Annotated in this window: 14 protein-coding genes; 8 read left to right on the top strand and 6 right to left on the bottom strand. The window is 71.6% G+C overall.

Annotation, left to right across the window (positions count from 1 at the left end):
* The first annotated feature begins 69 nt into the window (after window positions 1-69).
* Complete coding sequence (locus tag JYK17_RS38590; RefSeq protein WP_128801850.1) at window positions 70-684, top strand: TetR/AcrR family transcriptional regulator; 615 nt, start codon at window positions 70-72, stop codon at window positions 682-684.
* A 53-nt stretch (window positions 685-737) separates the two neighbouring features.
* On the opposite strand, the gene JYK17_RS38585 is transcribed toward JYK17_RS38590, so the two are convergent.
* Window positions 738-1,217, bottom strand: coding sequence for an SMI1/KNR4 family protein (locus tag JYK17_RS38585; protein WP_222812229.1), 480 nt, complete (start codon window positions 1,215-1,217; stop codon window positions 738-740).
* 357 nt (window positions 1,218-1,574) lie between these two features.
* Here JYK17_RS38585 and cimA point away from each other — a divergent pair, with 357 nt between their 5' ends.
* Window positions 1,575-3,179: a citramalate synthase gene (gene cimA, locus JYK17_RS38580; RefSeq protein WP_108015475.1), complete on the top strand. Its 1,605-nt coding sequence runs from the start codon at window positions 1,575-1,577 to the stop codon at window positions 3,177-3,179.
* Between the two features lie 40 nt (window positions 3,180-3,219).
* On the opposite strand, the gene JYK17_RS38575 is transcribed toward cimA, so the two are convergent.
* Entirely contained in the window at window positions 3,220-5,091 is a 1,872-nt protein-coding gene (locus JYK17_RS38575; RefSeq protein ID WP_222812228.1) for a ricin-type beta-trefoil lectin domain protein, read from the bottom strand.
* A 222-nt stretch (window positions 5,092-5,313) separates the two neighbouring features.
* Between JYK17_RS38575 and JYK17_RS38570 the strand changes: the two genes are divergently transcribed.
* Window positions 5,314-6,684, top strand: coding sequence for a hypothetical protein (locus JYK17_RS38570; protein ID WP_222812227.1), 1,371 nt, complete (start codon window positions 5,314-5,316; stop codon window positions 6,682-6,684).
* Between the two features lie 91 nt (window positions 6,685-6,775).
* Here JYK17_RS38570 and JYK17_RS38565 read toward each other — a convergent pair whose 3' ends face one another.
* Window positions 6,776-7,198, bottom strand: coding sequence for a MarR family winged helix-turn-helix transcriptional regulator (locus JYK17_RS38565; RefSeq protein WP_108015472.1), 423 nt, complete (start codon window positions 7,196-7,198; stop codon window positions 6,776-6,778).
* Window positions 7,199-7,279: 81 nt separating this feature from the next.
* Between JYK17_RS38565 and JYK17_RS41115 the strand changes: the two genes are divergently transcribed.
* Complete coding sequence (locus tag JYK17_RS41115) at window positions 7,280-8,314, top strand: FUSC family protein (protein ID WP_146191756.1); 1,035 nt, start codon at window positions 7,280-7,282, stop codon at window positions 8,312-8,314.
* Between the two features lie 50 nt (window positions 8,315-8,364).
* On the opposite strand, the gene JYK17_RS38555 is transcribed toward JYK17_RS41115, so the two are convergent.
* On the bottom strand, window positions 8,365-9,024 hold the full coding sequence (locus tag JYK17_RS38555; protein ID WP_108015470.1) for a response regulator: 660 nt from the start codon (window positions 9,022-9,024) through the stop codon (window positions 8,365-8,367).
* A complete protein-coding gene (locus JYK17_RS38550; protein WP_108015469.1) occupies window positions 9,021-10,163 on the bottom strand; it encodes a sensor histidine kinase in 1,143 nt (380 codons plus the stop codon). Before JYK17_RS38550 ends, JYK17_RS38555 begins: the two co-directional genes overlap by 4 nt.
* Window positions 10,164-10,341: 178 nt before the next feature.
* On the opposite strand from JYK17_RS38550, the gene JYK17_RS38545 reads away from it, so the two are divergent.
* The 3 genes from JYK17_RS38545 to JYK17_RS38535 are packed head-to-tail and all read left to right on the top strand — an operon-like array spanning window position 10,342 to window position 13,546.
* A complete protein-coding gene (locus tag JYK17_RS38545; RefSeq protein ID WP_108015468.1) occupies window positions 10,342-11,280 on the top strand; it encodes an ABC transporter ATP-binding protein in 939 nt (312 codons plus the stop codon).
* Complete coding sequence (locus tag JYK17_RS38540; RefSeq protein WP_108015467.1) at window positions 11,277-12,809, top strand: DUF1349 domain-containing protein; 1,533 nt, start codon at window positions 11,277-11,279, stop codon at window positions 12,807-12,809. Before JYK17_RS38545 ends, JYK17_RS38540 begins: the two co-directional genes overlap by 4 nt.
* Complete coding sequence (locus tag JYK17_RS38535) at window positions 12,806-13,546, top strand: ABC transporter permease (protein WP_222812226.1); 741 nt, start codon at window positions 12,806-12,808, stop codon at window positions 13,544-13,546. The genes JYK17_RS38540 and JYK17_RS38535 overlap by 4 nt, the downstream gene beginning before the upstream one ends.
* A gap of 170 nt (window positions 13,547-13,716) precedes the next feature.
* Here JYK17_RS38535 and JYK17_RS38530 read toward each other — a convergent pair whose 3' ends face one another.
* Window positions 13,717-14,271: a YceI family protein gene (locus tag JYK17_RS38530; protein ID WP_222812225.1), complete on the bottom strand. Its 555-nt coding sequence runs from the start codon at window positions 14,269-14,271 to the stop codon at window positions 13,717-13,719.
* Between the two features lie 156 nt (window positions 14,272-14,427).
* Here JYK17_RS38530 and JYK17_RS38525 point away from each other — a divergent pair, with 156 nt between their 5' ends.
* Window positions 14,428-16,731: a polysaccharide lyase 8 family protein gene (locus JYK17_RS38525; RefSeq protein ID WP_222812224.1), complete on the top strand. Its 2,304-nt coding sequence runs from the start codon at window positions 14,428-14,430 to the stop codon at window positions 16,729-16,731.
* The last annotated feature ends 258 nt before the right edge of the window (window positions 16,732-16,989 follow it).

Here is a 16,989-nt window from a genome sequence, read left to right as displayed (position 1 = left end):
TGGAGGCGGCGTGCACTGCATCACGCAGCAGCAGCCGAAGATCTGAACGATGTTCTCAAGGAGCCGAGGATGGCCGGTGCGGCACGGGTGCGCAGGAACGCCCCGCCGCGCGAGGACGTCCTCGCCGCCGCCATGGACATGATCGCCGAGCGCGGTCTGGAGAAGCTCACCATGGCGGCGCTCGGCCGCGAGGTCGGGATGAGCAGCGGGCATCTGCTCTACTACTTCCGCTCCAAGGACGAACTGCTGCTGCAGACCCTGGAGTGGAGCGAGGGCCGCCTCGGCGCCGAGCGCGGCCGCCTGCTCGGACGCACGGGCACGGCCCGCGAGCGGCTGGACGCCTACGTCGACCTGTACGTCCCCGACGGCCACCGTGACCCGCACTGGATCCTCTGGCTGGAGGTCTGGAACCGCTCGCAGAGCGCCGCCGTCGACTCCGACGCCCGCGACCGGCAGGCCGCGATCGAGGGCGCCTGGCACCGCGACCTGGTGGCGCTGATCGCGGAGGGGATGTCGAGGGGGGAGTTCCGGCGGGTCGACCCCGACCGCTTCGCGTCCCGGCTGCGCGCGCTGTTGGACGGTCTCTCCATCCATGTCGCCATCGGGCTGCGCGGCACGGACCGAGCGCAAGTTCTCGGCCACGTAAGGGAGTTCCTGGACCAGTCGCTCCTCGCGGACAGCTGACCCGGGTCCGCAGGGGGAACGGCGAGACCGCAGGGACGGTCCAGTAACGGCGATCAAGCTCGACGAGAGCTGTCGTGCGGGCGGATGTGCCACTCCAGCATCCGCCCCTCGTACAGAGCGGGAACGCGCGGAACGGGGGTCAAGGGAGCCCCTTTCTCCACCGAGAAGGGCACCCACTGTCTGTCGGCGATGCGGCCGACGACCAGGTCCTCCTCGCCCGCCTCGCGGGCGTCCTCCACCATCGCGACGAGATCTCGATGAGCTTCCAGGATTCCGTCGACGTCCAGGAGGCTGTAGCCGAGGAGAAACGCTCCCGGCTCCGTACTGGCCCCTCGCATGGTGACGCCGTTGTGCAGTGCGAGGGTTGTCCGCACGTCCTCATGGAGCGAGAAGCCGAGGCCGTCCTCCAGACGCCTGATCTCGCCGTCCGGGCAGCCCGGCCGCAAGGACTCGTGGTCTCCAGGAGCGTGTTCGGCCAGCCAGCCGTCGAAGCGCTGCCACAACTCGGTGAGATCAGGTATGTCGGTAGCCATGAGCGCTTCTCTACCACACGGTGATCAGTCGTCCCGTGATCAGCGCAGTGCTCGCATCCTGAGACGGACGGTGAGCGCGACGGCCACTTGTGCCAGACTGCCTTCGTGCTCTCGTTCGCCATGATTATTGGCAGCAGGCGCGCCGGTCCGCAGTGACCGCCACGTACGACCAGGTACGGGCGGACACCGTCGTCCTCGACCCGCGCGCAGACCTCTCGCACCCGCGAGGGGTTTTTCGCATTTCTGGCCCACCTACAGCCGGGAACACAGCGCGAGGGATCATTGGGGGACGGTGGAGCCGGTCATTCCGGTAACGACCGTGATCCGACGGGATCCAACAGCAGGAGCCTTGACACCATGACCGCAACCAGCGAGCTCGACGATTCGTTCCACGTCTTCGACACCACGCTGCGCGACGGCGCGCAGCGCGAGGGCATCAACCTCACCGTCGCGGACAAGCTGGCCATCGCACGGCACCTGGACGAGTTCGGCGTGGGCTTCATCGAGGGCGGCTGGCCCGGCGCCAACCCGCGGGACACGGAGTTCTTCGCCCGCGCCCGGCAGGAGATCGACTTCAAGCACGCCCAGCTCGTCGCGTTCGGCGCGACCCGCAGGGCAGGCGGCAAGGCCTCGCAGGACCCGCAGGTCAAGGCGCTCCTGGACGCGGGCGCCGACGTGATCACCCTGGTCGCCAAGTCGCACGACCGGCATGTCGAACTCGCCCTGCGCACCACGCTCGACGAGAACCTGGAGATGGTCCGGGACACCGTCTCCTACCTGTGCGAGCAGGGCCGCCGGGTGTTCGTCGACTGCGAGCACTTCTTCGACGGCTACCGCGCGAACCCCGAGTACGCCAAGGCCGTCGTACGGGCCGCCGCGGAGGCCGGCGCCTCCGTTGTGATCCTCTGCGACACCAACGGCGGCATGTTGCCGGCGCAGATCCAGGCGGTCGTCTCGACCGTGCTGGCCGACACCGGAGCCCGGCTCGGCATCCACGCCCAGGACGACACCGGCTGCGCGGTCGCCAACACCCTCGCCGCCGTCGACGCGGGCGCCACGCACGTGCAGTGCACGGCGAACGGCTACGGCGAGCGCGTCGGCAACGCCAACCTCTTCCCGGTCGTCGCGGCCCTGGAGCTCAAGTACGGCAAGCAGGTCCTGCCCGAGGGCGCGCTGCGCGAGATGACCCGGATCTCGCACGCCATCGCCGAGGTCGTGAACCTCACGCCCTCCACGCACCAGCCCTACGTCGGCGTCTCGGCCTTCGCGCACAAGGCCGGCCTGCACGCCTCGGCCATCAAGGTCGATCCGGACCTGTACCAGCACATCGACCCGGAGCGGGTCGGCAACACCATGCGGATGCTGGTCTCCGACATGGCGGGCCGCGCCTCCGTCGAGCTCAAGGGCAAGGAGCTCGGTGTCGACCTGGGCGGCGACCGCGAGCTGGTCGGCCGCGTCGTCGAGCGGGTCAAGGAGCGCGAACTCAGGGGCTACACCTACGAGGCGGCGGACGCGAGCTTCGAACTCCTGCTCCGCGCCGAGGTGCAGGGCGGCCCCCTGCGCTACTTCGAGGTCGAGTCCTGGCGGGCCATCGTCGAGGACCGCCCCGACGGCATCCACGCCAACGAGGCCACCGTCAAGCTCTACGCCAAGGGCGAGCGCATCGTCGCCACCGCGGAGGGCAACGGCCCGGTCAACGCCCTGGACCGCACCCTCCGCGTCGCGCTGGAGAAGATCTACCCGCAGCTCGCCAAGCTGGAGTTGGTGGACTACAAGGTCCGCATCCTGGAAGGCGTCCACGGCACCCAGTCCACCACCCGCGTCCTGATCTCCACCTCGGACGGCGCAGGCGAGTGGTCCACGGTGGGCGTCGCCGAGAACGTCATCGCCGCCTCGTGGCAGGCCCTCGAGGACGCGTACACCTACGGCCTGCTGCGGGCCGGGGTGGAGCCCGCGCAGTAGCAGTGGTCGCCGCGCGCGGGCGCCCACCCCGGTGGGTGCCCTACTGCAAGTGCCACTTCTGGTTGGCGGCGCCCGTGCAGCTCCAGATCTGTGCGCGGGCGCCGTTGGCCGAGGAGTTGTCGGTGACGTCCAGGCACTTGTTCGCGGCCACGTTCACGACGTCACCGGTCGACGCGTTGTACGACCACTGCTGGGCACCGGTGCCGTTGCAGTCGTAGAGCTGGACCTTCGCGCCGTCGGCCACCGAGGCGGACGTGACGTCCAGGCACTTGCCCAGCGACCGGATCGACCCGTCGCTCTGCACGGTCCACTGCTGGGCGGAGGAGCCGTTGCAGTCGTAGAGCTGCACCGCCGTGCCGTTGGCGCTCGAAGCGCCCGCCACGTCCAGGCACTTGTTCGCGAGGCCCACGAAGGAACCGGACTGCGCGCCGGTGCCGGACTGGGTGCCGTTCCAGGTGAAGGTCGCCGACGTCTTGCCCGGCAGCGAGTAAGTGGCGTGCTGCGAGCCCCAGTTGATGGTGACCGTCTTCGCGCTCGATGCGTCGTTGTAGGCGATCAGCGCCTTGGAGCCGTCGGGGTTGCGCCATGCCACGTTCGGCACCGCCGTGGACGCCGTCGAGGCGATCCGCTGCGCGCCGGGCCGTACGAACTTCGTGAGGTGGCCCATCGTGTAGTACTCGACGGTGTAGTCGACGGTCCCGCTCGTCCCGTCGCCGTTGTGCACGGTGATCAGCCCGGTGCAGGTGCCGCAACCGCCGTTGTGCGGGCCCATGTTCTGGTCCACCGCGAGGGACCACTTGGTCACCGACTTCGCCCAGTTGCGGGTGTAGTCGATGATGTTGTTCATGTCCTCGCGCTGCTGGTTGGCGATCCAGGTGCCGCCGGAGTGCTCGGTGCCGAACGCGTCCAGGTCCGGGTACTGGTTGTGGACCGTGGTCTGCTTGCCGACGCCGCTGATGTCGCTGTAGCCGTGCCAGGCGATGCCGCCGAAGTTGGGGTGGTTGCGGATCGCGGGGTCGTCGACGCTCTGGGCCGCGTAGGAGTCGTAGACGTCCCAGTTCCAGTCGTGCGCCAGGACCTTGGTCGACAGGCCCGCGGACTGCAGCTTCGGCAGCAGCTCGTTCTTCATGAAGTACGCCAGGCCGCTCGCGTTCCAGCTCATCGAGGGATAGCCGCTGCAGCAGGTCGGCTCGTTCTGCGGGGTGACGTAGGAGACGTCGATGCCCTGGTCCTTGTACGCCTGGAGGTACTTCACGAAGTAGTTGGCGTACGCCCCGTAGTCCTCCGCCTTGAGCCAGCCGCCGTTGAGCGAGCCGCTGTCCTTCATCCAGGCCGGAGCCGTCCATGGCGAGGCCATGACAGTCAGAGAGGGGTTGAGCTGGAGCGCCTGCTTGGTCAGCGGGGCGACGTCCGCGAGGTCGTGCGCGATGGAGAAGCTGTTGAGGTTCGGGTCGGTCTGCCCGGCGGGCACGTCGTCGTAGGTGTAGCCGAACCGCGCCAGGTCCGAGGCCCCCATCGGGTTGCGCAGGAACGACAGCCCGATGCCGTCCGTCGGCGAGAACAGCTTCCTCATGGTCGCGTCGCGCGTGGACTGCGAGAGCGCGCCGCTGGAGTTCATCAGCCAGGCCGCGGTGTCCGTGAAGGAGGCGCCGCCGCCGGTGAAGGTCTGGTACCGGGTGCCCTCGTCGACGGTGATGTTCTCGCCCGCGCCACCGGTCCCGGACTGGAAGGAGAACGGCGCCTGCGCCTGGAGCCCGCGCGTGACATGGCGTCCGCCGGAGTCGTCGGTGGTGGTCAGATAGGCCGTGACCTGCTCACCGGCGGCATGTGCGGGGGGAACGGCCGCGGTGAAACCGGCCGCCGAGAGCACACCGGCCAGCAGCAGCCGGAGCGCGTGGGGGGATCTTCTCATGGGGGGTGCATCCCTTCCTGACGAGACGTCTTGACGGGCCTGCGGGACCTGGTTGACTCACGAGTTAACTCACGGTGTGATCTAAGTCATGAGTGAACCGCTCGAGGCAGAGTGAACCAGAGAGTCGGGGGGAGGTCCATACCAAGAATCGCCCTGCTCCTCTCGGCGGGATGTCGGCGTCATCCCTGACCGGTTTTGGACGGCTTCGGGTAGCTTCGGACCATGAAGCACGGCGTACGGACCCGAAGCCTCCCGGGGCTGCTCCTGGCCCTGCTGCTCGCGGCGCTGACCGTACTGACGACAGCACCCGCGCCCGCCTCCGCGGCCACCGACGTCTCGGCGATCGCCGAGGCCCTGCGCAAGGGCCCCGTCTACGTCGACCCGGCTGCCTCCGCCCAGCTGTCGTCCGCCGACGCGGACGCCCTGGCCAAGCAGATCAAGCACGCGGACAAACCGCTGTTCGTCGTGGTCCTCCCGGCCGGCTACCCGACCGACAACCTCTTCCCGAACCTGCGCACCGCCACCGGCATCACCGGCCTGTATGCCATCCGCCTCGGGGACCGCTTCGACGCCAAGGCCGACTCCGCGGTCCTGCCGCGCACGGCCGTACGGAACCTGGTCACCAGCGTGCGCGGCGAGAAGAACGCCGACACCCAGCTCACCGACTTCACTGGCCGCGCGCTCGCCAACCTCGGCGGCAAGGCCCCCGCCACCTGGGGTTCCTCCTCCAGCGGCAACGGCGTCTCCTCCACCGCGCTGATCACCACGGCCGCCGTGCTGGTGGCCGCCGGCGCGGGCGCGTACGCCCTGGTGCGCCGCAACCGGCGCCGGCACGAGGAGGAGCAGCACGCGGCCCTGGAGCGGCTCCGCGTCGTCGTCGACGAGGACATCACCGCCTTCGGCGAGGAGCTGGACCGCCTCGACTTCCACCCCGCCGAGGCGGGCGCCGACGACGCGATGCGCGCCGACTACGAACGCGCGCTGGACGCCTACGAGCAGGCGAAGTCCCTGATGGGCCAGGCGCGCAGACCCGAGGACGTGCGCGCGGTCACCCAGGCCCTGGAGGACGGCCGCTTCAGCCTCGCCCAGCTGGCCGCGCGCCGGGAGCGCCGCCCGCTGCCCGAGCGCCGCCCGCCCTGCTTCTTCGACCCGCGCCACGGCCCCTCGGTCACCGACGCCGCCTGGACGCCGCCGGGCGGCACCCCGCGCGAGGTCCCGGTCTGCGCGGCCGACGCCACCCGTCTCGCGGACGGCCGCGACCCCGCGGTCCGCGAGGTCGACACCGCCGACGGCCGCCGCCCTTACTGGGACGCGGGTCCGGCCTACGGCCCCTGGGCGGGCGGCTACTTCGGCGGCGGCCTGCTGCCCGGACTCCTGGTCGGCACCCTGCTCGGAAACATGATGGCCACCCCTGCCTACTCGGCCGACTACGGCTCCGGATACGGCGACTTCGGCAGCGGCTACGACGGCGGTGGCTACGACGGCGGTGACGTCTCCGGCGCGGACTTCGATGCCGGGGACTTCGGCGGCGGCTTCGGCGACGGCGGGGGAGGGGACGCCGGGGGCGGCGGGGACTTCGGCGGCGGGTTCTGAAGGAGCCGGGCGCGGGGTGGTGAGGGACGCGGGCGCCGGGTGGTGAGGGACCCGGGCACTGGTTTCTGAATGAGCCGGGCGCCGGGGCGGTTCAGTCCGCCTCCGCCAGCCGCTCCATCACCGCGGCCGCCAGCTCCAGCACGCCGCGCTCGGTGGGGCTCAGCGACTCCAGCGCACCGGCGAGCCAGGCGTCCCGCTGAGCCATGTCCCGCTCCAGCGCCCGCAGACCCTGACCGGTCAGCGACAGCACGGACCGGCGCCGGTCCGCCGTGCCCGGCTCGCGCACGATCAGCCCCGTCGCCTCCAGTTCGGCGAAGACCCGGGTCAGCGACTGCGGACGCTGCCGCTCGGCCGCGGCGACCGCGCCGGGTGTCGCCGGTCCGTGCCGGTGCAGATGCCCGAGCACATACAGCTGGTTGGCACTCAGACTCCCGTCACCGCGTTCCTGCCGCATCCGGCGGTTGAGACGGACGACACTGCGGCGGAGGTGGGCGGCTTCGGGGAGGCGGTCCATGAGGAGATCGTACGCGAATACTTACTATCAGAAGACCTCACGCGCCTTATTAGGCGAGGAAATGGCCGTAGTATCGATCGAGTGACCGTGAAACTAATACGCAATGCGTACGAAGCGGCGCTGACGATGACCGCCGTGCTGCTCACCTGGGGCGCCGCCCTGGCGCTGGAGGGCGCCGCAGGACTGCACACCGATGTGCTCGTCCTCGCGGTCGCCCTGGCCCTCACCCTCGCCAGGAGCCAGCGCACCGCCGACACCCGGCGCAGGCTCACCGCGCTCGTACTGCTGCCCGCGGCGGCCGGTGCCTCGATCCTCGTCGGCCGGCTGATCGCCTCGCACTACGCGGCCGGTGCCGCCGTCTTCACGGCCGGCCTCTCGCTGGCCATCTGGATCCGCCGCTACGGTCCCGCCGCCACCAAGGCCGGCACGCTGATCACCCTCCCGCTGATCGCCCTCCTCGTCACCCCCGGCCCCGCTCTGCCGGCCGAGGCGCAGAGCGGGCTGACGACCTGGTTCTGGTCGGCGCTGGTCGGCGCGGTGGCGTGCTGCTCGATCTGGCTGGTGCAGGGGCTGGGGGACCGGTTCGGGCCCTGGCGCGCCGAACCCGCCCCCGAGGGGCCGCGCCGCCGCTCCCGGCTCCACCCCCGCCCCAGCACCCGGATGGCCCTGCAGATGGCGGCCGGTGTCGCGGCCGCCTTCGCCCTCGGCCATCTGTTCTTCGACGACCACTGGCCCTGGGTGGTGCTGACCGCGTACGTCGCCGCGAGCGGCAACCGGGGCCGGACCGACGTACTGCGCAAGGGAGTCGAGCGCCTCGCCGGCGCCGTCGTCGGAACGCTGCTGGCGACGGGTGTCGCGGCGGCCGGGGTCACGGGACATGCCGCGGTGGCGCTGATGTTCGCCGTCCTCGCCGTGGCCCTGTGGCTGCGCCCCCTCAACTACGCCTACTGGGCCGCCGGAATGACCTGTGCCCTCTCCCTCCTCCTCGGCTACTTCGGCCAGGACGCCCAGCACCTCCTCCCCACCCGCCTGGAGGGCATCGCGGTCGGCGCCGTCCTGTCGGTGGCGTCCGCATGGTGGCTGCTGCCGGTGCCGCGGAGGCGTACGGCCGCATGACGGCGGCGCCCTCGTCCGGGAACGCCGCCGCCCACGACGGGCGCGCCGGTTCAGCCCGTTCGCGGGACGACCAGGCCCGTCTCGTACGCCATCACGACCGCCTGGGTGCGGTCGCGCAGGCCCAGCTTCGACAGGATGCGGCTGACATGGGTCTTCACGGTCTCCTCGCCGACGCGGAGGCGTTCGGCGAGTTCCGGGTTGGACAAGCCCTCGGCAAGCAGGCGCAGTACGTCGGTCTCGCGCGGGGTCAGGGCCGCGAGTGTGCCGCCCGCCGGGGTCCTCGGCCGCATCCGGGCGAACTCGGCGATCAGCCGCCGGGTGATCCCCGGGGCGAGCAGCGCCTCGCCGGCGGCGACCACCCGTACCGCGTCGAAGAGCCGCTCCGCGGTCACGTCCTTCAGCAGGAACCCGCTGGCCCCGGCCGTCAGCGCGTCGTACACGTGCTCGTCGAGGTCGAAGGTGGTGAGCACCAGCACGCGCGGCGCGTCAGGGCCGCTGTGCAGCTTCGCGGTCGCCTCGATGCCGTCCATCACCGGCATGCGCACATCCATGAGGACCACGTCCGGCGTCCGCTCCCGGCACACCCGCACCGCCTCGGCCCCGTCCCGCGCGGTGCCGACCACCGTGAAGTCGCCCTGGGTGGCGAGGAGTCCGGCGTATCCGGCGCGGACCACCTCATGGTCGTCGGCGACGACGATGCGGATGCTCATGCGAGGACCTCCGCACGGACGGGCAGCCGGGCTTCGATCACGAAGCCGCCGCCGTGCGCCGAACCCGTGCGCAGGGTGCCGCCGACCGTCGCCGCCCGTTCGCGCATGCCGAGCAGACCGTGCCCGGGGGTACCGGCCGCCACGGCACCGGGCCCGTTGTCGCGGATGCGTACCACCAACTCGTCCGGGCCGTACCGCAGTTCGACGTCCACGGCCGCGCCCGGCGCATGCCGCCGCGCATTGGTCAGCGCCTCCTGGACGATCCGGTACGCGGTGACCTCGACACCGGGGTCGAGCGCGGTGACCGGTCCGCTGACGATCAGCCGGGTCGTCGACCCGGCCGCCTCCCGCGACGCGTCGAGAAGCTCCATCAGCTGACCGAGCCCCGGCTGCGGCCTGCGCCGCACACCGGAGTCCTCCTCGGCGGCGTCCTCCCGCAGCACCCCCAGCAGCCGGCGCATCTCCGTCAGGGCGGTACGGGCCGTGTCCCCGATCGCCAGGAACCGGCTCGCACCCTCGGGCGGCAGACCGGGCGTGGTCAGCCGCGCGTTCTCCGCCTGCACCGCGATCATCGAGATGTGGTGCGCCACGACATCGTGCAACTCCCGTGCGATACGCGCCCGTTCACCCCGGGCCGCATGTTCCAGCCGGCTGTCCGCGAACGCCCGCTCGGTCGCACTGTGCGCCAGGACGGTGCTGCGCACATGCCGGGTGATGCCGGTCGCCGCAGCGGCCGACGCGAGCGTGGTGAGCAGGACGGCGACGACCCGCGCACTGTCCTGGTCGGCGAACAGCGCGACCAGCACGTACGGCACGACGAAGATCCCGCCCAGCAGCGGCCGTCCCGCCCGCGCCGGCACGTACACGCAGATCAGCTGGGCGACGGCGGCCCCAGCGGTGAGCGCCTGGAACGGCACCAGGGCCAGCACGCAGGCGGCGCTCACGGCGATCGCCGCCCCGGCCCGGCCGCCCCGCCCGCCGCCGAGGACGAAGGCGAGGGGCAGCGTCGTGGCGAGGGCGAGCACCAGCACCACGGCGAGACTGCTGTGCGGACTGCCGCTGCGGACCAGCCCTTCGGCCACGGACAGCACGGCGAGACCCGCGGCGGCACCCAGCGGCGTACGGGCACCGCTCAGCACCGCCCGCGCCCACGTCCCCGCCGCAGCCGCGAAACCCGGCGGCGCCGAAGCGGCCGGACCCCGTCTCTCCTCGCCCACCCGGCCATTGTGCCCAGCCCACCCCCGCCCGGCGTCCCCCTCGTGAGGGACCTCCCGGGCGTGACGACACCGCACGCCCCCGCCCCTAGCCTCCCTTCCCATGAGCGACGCAACGATCGAGGTCCTGGACCTGCGCAAGCGGTACGGCCGGACCCTCGCGGTCGACGGCCTGTCCTTCAGGGTCGAGCCCGGCACGGTCACCGGCTTCGTCGGACCGAACGGCGCGGGCAAGTCCACCACCATGCGGGCCCTGCTGGGCCTGGACGCCCCCGACGAGGGCGCCGCCCTCATCGGCGGCCGCCCCTACCACGCCCTGCGCACCCCTCTCCTGGAGGTAGGCGCCCTGCTGGACGCCGCCGCCCTGCACCCGGCCCGGCGCGGCCGGGACCACCTGCGCTGGCTCGCCCACTCCCACGGGCTGCCCGCCGGCCGGGTCGACGAGGTCCTGGAACAGGTCGGCATGGAGACGGCCGCCCGCCGCAGGGCCGGCGGCTACTCCCTCGGCATGCGCCAGCGCCTCGGCCTGGCCGCCGCGCTCCTCGGCGACCCCCCGGTCCTGCTCCTGGACGAACCCGTCAACGGCCTCGACCCCGAAGGCATCCAGTGGATGCGCACCCTGCTGCGCACCCTCGCCGCCGAGGGCCGTGCCGTCCTCGTCTCCAGCCATCTGATGAGCGAACTGGAGGACACCGCCGACCACTTGGTGGTCATCGGGCGGGGCCGCCTGATCGCCGACACGGCCGTCTCCGACCTCCTGGCCGCCGCCTCCGGCGACCGCGTACGGCTGCGCACCGACGCCCGTGCGCGCGCCATGGAACTGCTCACCGCACAGGGCGCCACGGTCGCCGTCACCGGTCGCGACACCCTCACCGTCACCGGGTTGCGGGCGGGCCGGATCGTGGAGCTGCTCAACGCCGACGACGTGCCCTTCACCGAAGTGGGCGCGCACCGGGCGACGCTGGAGGAGGCGTACATGGAACTCACCCGGGACGCCGTCGAGTTCACGGCCTCCGCGGGCACGGACGAGGTGGCCTCATGACGACGCCGACCCTCACCCCGTACCGCTCCCGCCTGCATCCGGCGCGGGCCGGATTCGGCCGCCTCCTGCACGCCGAGTGGACCAAGTTCCGCACCGTCCGCGCCTGGCCGGTCGTCCTGGGCGTCGCCGTCGTCGCGGTCGTCCTCATCTGCCGGCTCGGCGCGAGCGGCTCCAGCACCAGCGGCGGCGGCCCCCAGACCTTCGGCCCCGGCGGCGAACGCGTCGTCGACCTCTTCCGCTTCGCCCACCGCCCGCTGACCGGCGACGGCAGCATCACCGTCCGCGTCACGGGACTGAAGAGCGCCGACAGCAGGAGCATCGAACCCTGGGCCAAGGCCGGCATCATCGTCAAGCAGAACCTCCAGGAGGGCTCCGCCTACGCGGCGGTCATGGCCACCCCGGCCCACGGCATCCGTATGCAGTGGAACTTCACCCACGACACGGCGGGCTCGGCGTCCGACGTCGCGACCGCCCCGCACTGGCTGCGCCTGACCCGGCGCGGAGAGCACCTCACCGGCTACGAGTCCGCCGACGGCCGCACCTGGTCGAAGATCAAGGACGTACGACTGCCGGGCCTGCCGCGCACCGTGCAGGTCGGTCTCCTCGCCGGCACCCCCGCCCACAACAACGTCCACCGCGCCTTCGGCGGCACCAGCGAGACCTACGGCGGCGGCCTGGTGACCGGCACCTACGACCATCTCGCCCTGAAGGGCACCTCCACCGCCACCGCATGGAAGAGCACCGACGTCGGAGGCCCCGTACCCAACGGCCCCACACCCCAGGACGCGCAACCCGGCCGCACGAACGTCTCGCCCTCCGGCACCTACACCCTCACCGGCCGCGGCGACATCGCACCGGCCGAGGACGGCCCCGACATGGTCCAGATGAGCTTCCAGGGAGTCTTCGTCGGCATCCTGTTCATGGTCGCGCTCGGCACGCTCTTCGTGACCGGCGAATACAAACGGGGCCTGATCCGTACGACGTTCACGGCGACACCGGCCCGGCTGAAGGTGCTCGCCGCCAAGACGACCGTGATCGCCGCCGTGACCTTCGCGGCCGGCCTCCTCGCCACCGCCGTCGGCTTCAGCCTCGCCCAAAGCGTCCTGCGCCACAACGGCTTCACCCCACCGGAGTTCCCCGACCTCTCCCTGCTTCAGAACCCGGCGCTGCGCGCGGTGGTGGGCAGCGCGGCCCTGCTCTCCCTGGTGGCGGTCCTCGCCCTCGGCGTCGCGGCCGTACTGCGCAACAGCGCGGGCACCATCGCGGTGGTGGTGGCGCTGGTGATCCTGCCGCAGATCCTCTCCTTCGCCTTCCCGCTGCCCGCCGCCCAGTGGCTGCTGCGGGTCACCCCGGCGGCGGCGTTCGCGATCCAGCAGGGCGTCACGCGCTATCCGCAGGTGGACCACAACTGCTTGCCGGAGAGCGGCTGTTACCCGCTGTCCCCGTGGCACGGCTTCGCCGTCCTCGCCGCCTACGCCGTGGCCGCCCTGCTGCTCGCGGCCTGGCGACTGCGCCGGAGGGACGCATGAGGTGGCTGCACGCGGAGTGGACCAAGCTCCGTACCCTGCCGAGCACTTGGTGGCTGCTCGCCTCGACCGTGCTGCTGACCGTGGCCGTGGGCGCCGCGGCGGCCTCCTCCCTCACCAGCGGGGTCTGCCCGTCCCCCGACGCCTGCCACGAGGACACGGTGAAACTCAGCCTGACGGGGGTGTGGCTGGGCCAGGCGACCTGTCTGGTCCTGGGCGTGCTGTCGATGGGCTCGGAGTACGGCACGGGCACGGTCCGTACGACGCTCTCGGCGATGCCGCTGCGCTGGCGCCTGCTGGCCGCGAAGGCGGCGGCGCTCGCGCTGCTCACCGCGGCGACCGGAACGGTGGCGATCACCGCCGCGCTGTGGACGGCCCGCCTCGTCCTCCCGGTACGGGGACCCACGTTGCGCGCGACCATCGGCTCGGTCCTCGTCCTCACGCTGGTGGCCCTGCTGGGCCTGGCCCTCGCCACCCTCCTGCGGGACACCGCGGCCGGCATCACGCTCGGCCTGGGCCTCCTCTACGTGGTGCCCCTGCTCGCCGACCTCCTCGGCTCCCCGCTCTGGCGCCACCGCCTGCACCGCTGGACTCCCATGCCGGCCGCCCTCTCCATCCAGGCCACCCGCAACCTGAACCACCTACCGATCGCCCCCTGGCCCGGCCTCGGCGTACTGGCGGCCTACGCCGCGGGCCTGCTGCTGGCCGGGGGAGTGGCGTTCAGACTGCGGGACGCCTGAGGGCGTCCACTGCCGGGGGAGCTACCGGGAGGGGGAACACGACGCATGCACGACCGAACGCCCGCCCCCCTGATGCGGGGGAGCGGGCGCTCTCAAGTGCGTGTGCGGGTGCGTGTGCTGTGAAATCGCGGGCGGGCCGGATCTAACATCGAACGCCCGGGCGGGCTGGATCAGGCGTTCCTGATCGCCGAGATGTCGAAGTTCAGCTTGATCTTGTCGGAGACCAGCACGCCGCCCGTCTCCAGTGCGGCGTTCCAGGTCAGGCCCCACTCCGAGCGCAGGATCTCCGCCTTGCCCTCGAAGCCGACGCGCTCGTTGCCGAAGGGGTCCTTCGCGGCGCCGTTGAACTCGAGGTCGATGGTGATCGGCTTGGTCGTGCCGAGGATCTCCAGGTCACCGGTGATGCGGTAGTCCTCGCCGCCGAGGGACTCCGCCTTGGTGGAACGGAAGGTCATGGTCGGGAACTCGTCGGTCTTGAAGAAGTCCGCGCTCTTGAGATGGCCGTCGCGGTCGGCGGAACCCGTGTCGATGCTGTCCATCTTGACGTCGATGGTGGCGGTGGACGCGGACGGGTCGCTGCCGTCCAGGTGCAGCGAGCCGGTGAAGTCGTCGAACGTGCCCTTGACGTTGGTGACCATGGCGTGCCGGACCGTGAAACCGATCGTCGAGTGAGCGGTGTCGATCGTGTAGTCGCCGGTCAGCGCAGCCAGCTCGGGGGTCGCCATGACGCACTCCTTCGGGTTGAAGTTGAATGTTGTACTACCTAACGGGAGCGACCGTAGACCTATTCCCTTTAACCTTCAACATCATCCGCGGTGTGTTGGCGGGAGGCTCCTGTGGTGGTAGATGCACAGGGCATGAACCCACACCGCAGAGGCTCCATGAGACCCACGCGCAGGGCCGTCCTCCTCGCCGCCGCTCTCCTCGCCGCGGCCGCTCCCGCCGCTCGCGCCGCCGGGACCGACCCCTACGAGACCCTCCGCCTCCGCTGGCTCGACCTCGCCCTCGGCACCGGCTACGACCCCACGGCCGAGCCGTACGCCTCCCGCCTGGCCCAGACCGGCGAACTCGCCCGCGCGGTGCAGGCGACCATGGCCCCCACCCCCACCTCGCTGTGGCCCGGCTACCCCTACGACCCGCCCACCGGCATCACCCAGAGCTACAGCCGCCTGTGGACGATGACCCAGGCCTATCTCCAGCAGGGCACCGGCTCCACCGGCGACCCGGCCCTCCTCGCGGACGTCCTGCGCGGCCTCGACCACCTCTCCGCCACCGTCTACAACCCCTCCACCACCCGCTACGGCAACTGGTGGGAGTGGCAGATCGGCAGCCCCCGCCTGCTGATGGACATCGTGGCCGCGCTCCGGGACCACCTCGGCGACGAGCAGACCGCCGCGGCCTGCGCCGCCGTCGACCACTTCATCCCCGACTCCATGCTCACCGACTACTCCGGCACCTCCACCGGCGCCAACCGCGTCGACCTGTGCCGCTCGGTCGCCCTGCGCGGCATCCTGGGCCGCGCGGACGCGAAGATCGCGCTCGCCCGGGACGCGCTCTCACCGGTCTTCCCCTACGTCACCCAGGGCGACGGGCTGTACGCGGACGGTTCGTTCGTGCAGCACACCTGGGTCGCGTACTCGGGGACGTACGGACAGGTCATGCTCGACGGCCTCGGGCGCCTCTTCACGCTCCTCGCCGGCTCCGACTGGGAGGTGACCGACCCGAACCGGCAGATCGTCCTGGACAGCGTCGAGCACGCCTACGCGCCGCTGATCCACGACGGCCTGGTGATGGACTGCGTCAACGGCCGTGCCATAAGCCGGGGTTACCTCAAGAGCGACGACCTGCACGTCATGCGCAGCGACCACTTCCACGGGCAGGGCATCATCGCCGCGATCGCGCTCCTGGCCGGCGGGGCGAGCGACGCAGAACGCGAGCGCTGGCAGTCGTACGTCAAGGGCTGGATCGAGCGGGACACGGTGACGCCGATCCTGACGGCCCCGCAGTTCGGCGTCGCCGACCTGGCCCGGCTGCACGCGGTCGCCGACGCCCCGGTCCCGGCCGCTCCCGAGCCCCTCGGTCACCGGCTCTTCCCGGCGATGGACCGCGCCGTGCACCGCGGAACCGGCTTCACGGCGAGCATCGCGATGTGCAGCGACCGCATCACGTACTACGAGTGCGGCAACGGCGAGAACCCGCGCGGCTGGCACACCGGCGCAGGGATGCTCTCCTGGTGGCCCGCCGGCCGGTCCGACCAGTACACCGACTGGTTCTGGCCCACCGTCGACTGGTACCGCCTGCCCGGCACCACCGTCTCCACCCTGCGGTTGCCGGACAAGGCGGGCGGCGAGTGGGGCGCGCCCAAGCCGGACGTCCGCTGGGTCGGCGGCACGACGGACGGCACCTACGCGGCCGTCGGCCAGGATCTGCGGGGCCTCGGCTCGACGCTGCGGGCCCGCAAGTCCTGGTTCTGCGCCGCGGACGCGGTGATCTGCCTCGGCGCGGGCATCACCTGCACCGACGGCGTCCCGGTCGAGACGATCGTCGACAACCGCAATCTGGGCGAGGGCGGCACCCAGGAGTTCGTACGCGGCCACGGCTGGGCCCATCTGGAGGACCACGGCGGCTGGTTGGTCCCCGGCGGCGGCCTGCACACCCTGCGCGAGGACCGCACCGGCGCCTGGTCGGACATCAACACCACCAGCACGACGGAACGGGCCACCCGCCGCTGGCAGACCCTCTGGCTCGACCACGGCACCGACCCCCAGGAGGCGGCCTACGTCTATGTCCTCATGCCCGGCGCCTCCCGCCGAGCGGTCGCGGCCCGTGCCGCCGACCGCCACTGGCTGTCGGTCCTCGCCAACGACGACGCCCGTCAGGCGGTCCAGGTCCCTTCCCTGGGCCTGACGGCCGCCAACTTCTGGCAGAGCGGCACGGCGGGCCCGCTGACCGTCTCGGCGGCCGCGAGCGTGCTGCTGCGTCGGCACGGCCGGACCGCTACCCTCTGCGTGAGCGAACCACCCCGAACGGGTGAACCGTTCGAGATCATCTGGGATCGTCCGGTCCGCGGGGTGGTGCGGGCCGACGACACCGTGGAAGTCCTGTCCACCGGCCGCCGCCTGATCCTCCGGATTGCCCCAGGAGTGTCATGTGCGACGCACCGGTGTGAGGTGTCTCTCCACTGACGGCTTTGTGAGACCTCCACAAGCCGGATGCCCTCTGAGCAGTCGGAACGCCTGCATGCCGTCCAGGTTCTGTTCAGGGGTACCAGGAAAACGGGCCGGAGACTGTGAGGAGTCGACGGCTCGCATTCCCCTGTCGGCTTCGTAAGGTCACTACATGACCGTTTTGGATGAGGCGCCGAGTGAGTCGACGGGTGAGCCGGCGGACGCCCGCGGGCGTGTCGCCGAGCTGCACGAGATCCGTGCCCGGGCGCTGGCCGG

The sequence above is a fragment of the Streptomyces plumbidurans genome (assembly GCF_019857225.1).
Classification (GTDB): Bacteria; Actinomycetota; Actinomycetes; order Streptomycetales; family Streptomycetaceae; genus Streptomyces; species Streptomyces plumbidurans.
This window is presented reverse-complemented; position numbering and strand designations above follow the sequence as displayed.

Bases quoted from the DNA above. Each gene is read 5' to 3' on its own strand.
- JYK17_RS38590 (WP_128801850.1), top strand. From the start codon at position 70: ATGGCCGGTGCGGCACGGGTGCGCAGGAACGCCCCGCCGCGCGAGGAC.
- JYK17_RS38585 (WP_222812229.1), bottom strand. From the start codon at position 1,217: ATGGCTACCGACATACCTGATCTCACCGAGTTGTGGCAGCGCTTCGAC.
- cimA (WP_108015475.1), top strand. From the start codon at position 1,575: ATGACCGCAACCAGCGAGCTCGACGATTCGTTCCACGTCTTCGACACC.
- JYK17_RS38575 (WP_222812228.1), bottom strand. From the start codon at position 5,091: ATGAGAAGATCCCCCCACGCGCTCCGGCTGCTGCTGGCCGGTGTGCTC.
- JYK17_RS38570 (WP_222812227.1), top strand. From the start codon at position 5,314: ATGAAGCACGGCGTACGGACCCGAAGCCTCCCGGGGCTGCTCCTGGCC.
- JYK17_RS38565 (WP_108015472.1), bottom strand. From the start codon at position 7,198: ATGGACCGCCTCCCCGAAGCCGCCCACCTCCGCCGCAGTGTCGTCCGT.
- JYK17_RS38555 (WP_108015470.1), bottom strand. From the start codon at position 9,024: ATGAGCATCCGCATCGTCGTCGCCGACGACCATGAGGTGGTCCGCGCC.
- JYK17_RS38545 (WP_108015468.1), top strand. From the start codon at position 10,342: ATGAGCGACGCAACGATCGAGGTCCTGGACCTGCGCAAGCGGTACGGC.
- JYK17_RS38540 (WP_108015467.1), top strand. From the start codon at position 11,277: ATGACGACGCCGACCCTCACCCCGTACCGCTCCCGCCTGCATCCGGCG.
- JYK17_RS38535 (WP_222812226.1), top strand. From the start codon at position 12,806: ATGAGGTGGCTGCACGCGGAGTGGACCAAGCTCCGTACCCTGCCGAGC.
- JYK17_RS38530 (WP_222812225.1), bottom strand. From the start codon at position 14,271: ATGGCGACCCCCGAGCTGGCTGCGCTGACCGGCGACTACACGATCGAC.
- JYK17_RS38525 (WP_222812224.1), top strand. From the start codon at position 14,428: ATGAGACCCACGCGCAGGGCCGTCCTCCTCGCCGCCGCTCTCCTCGCC.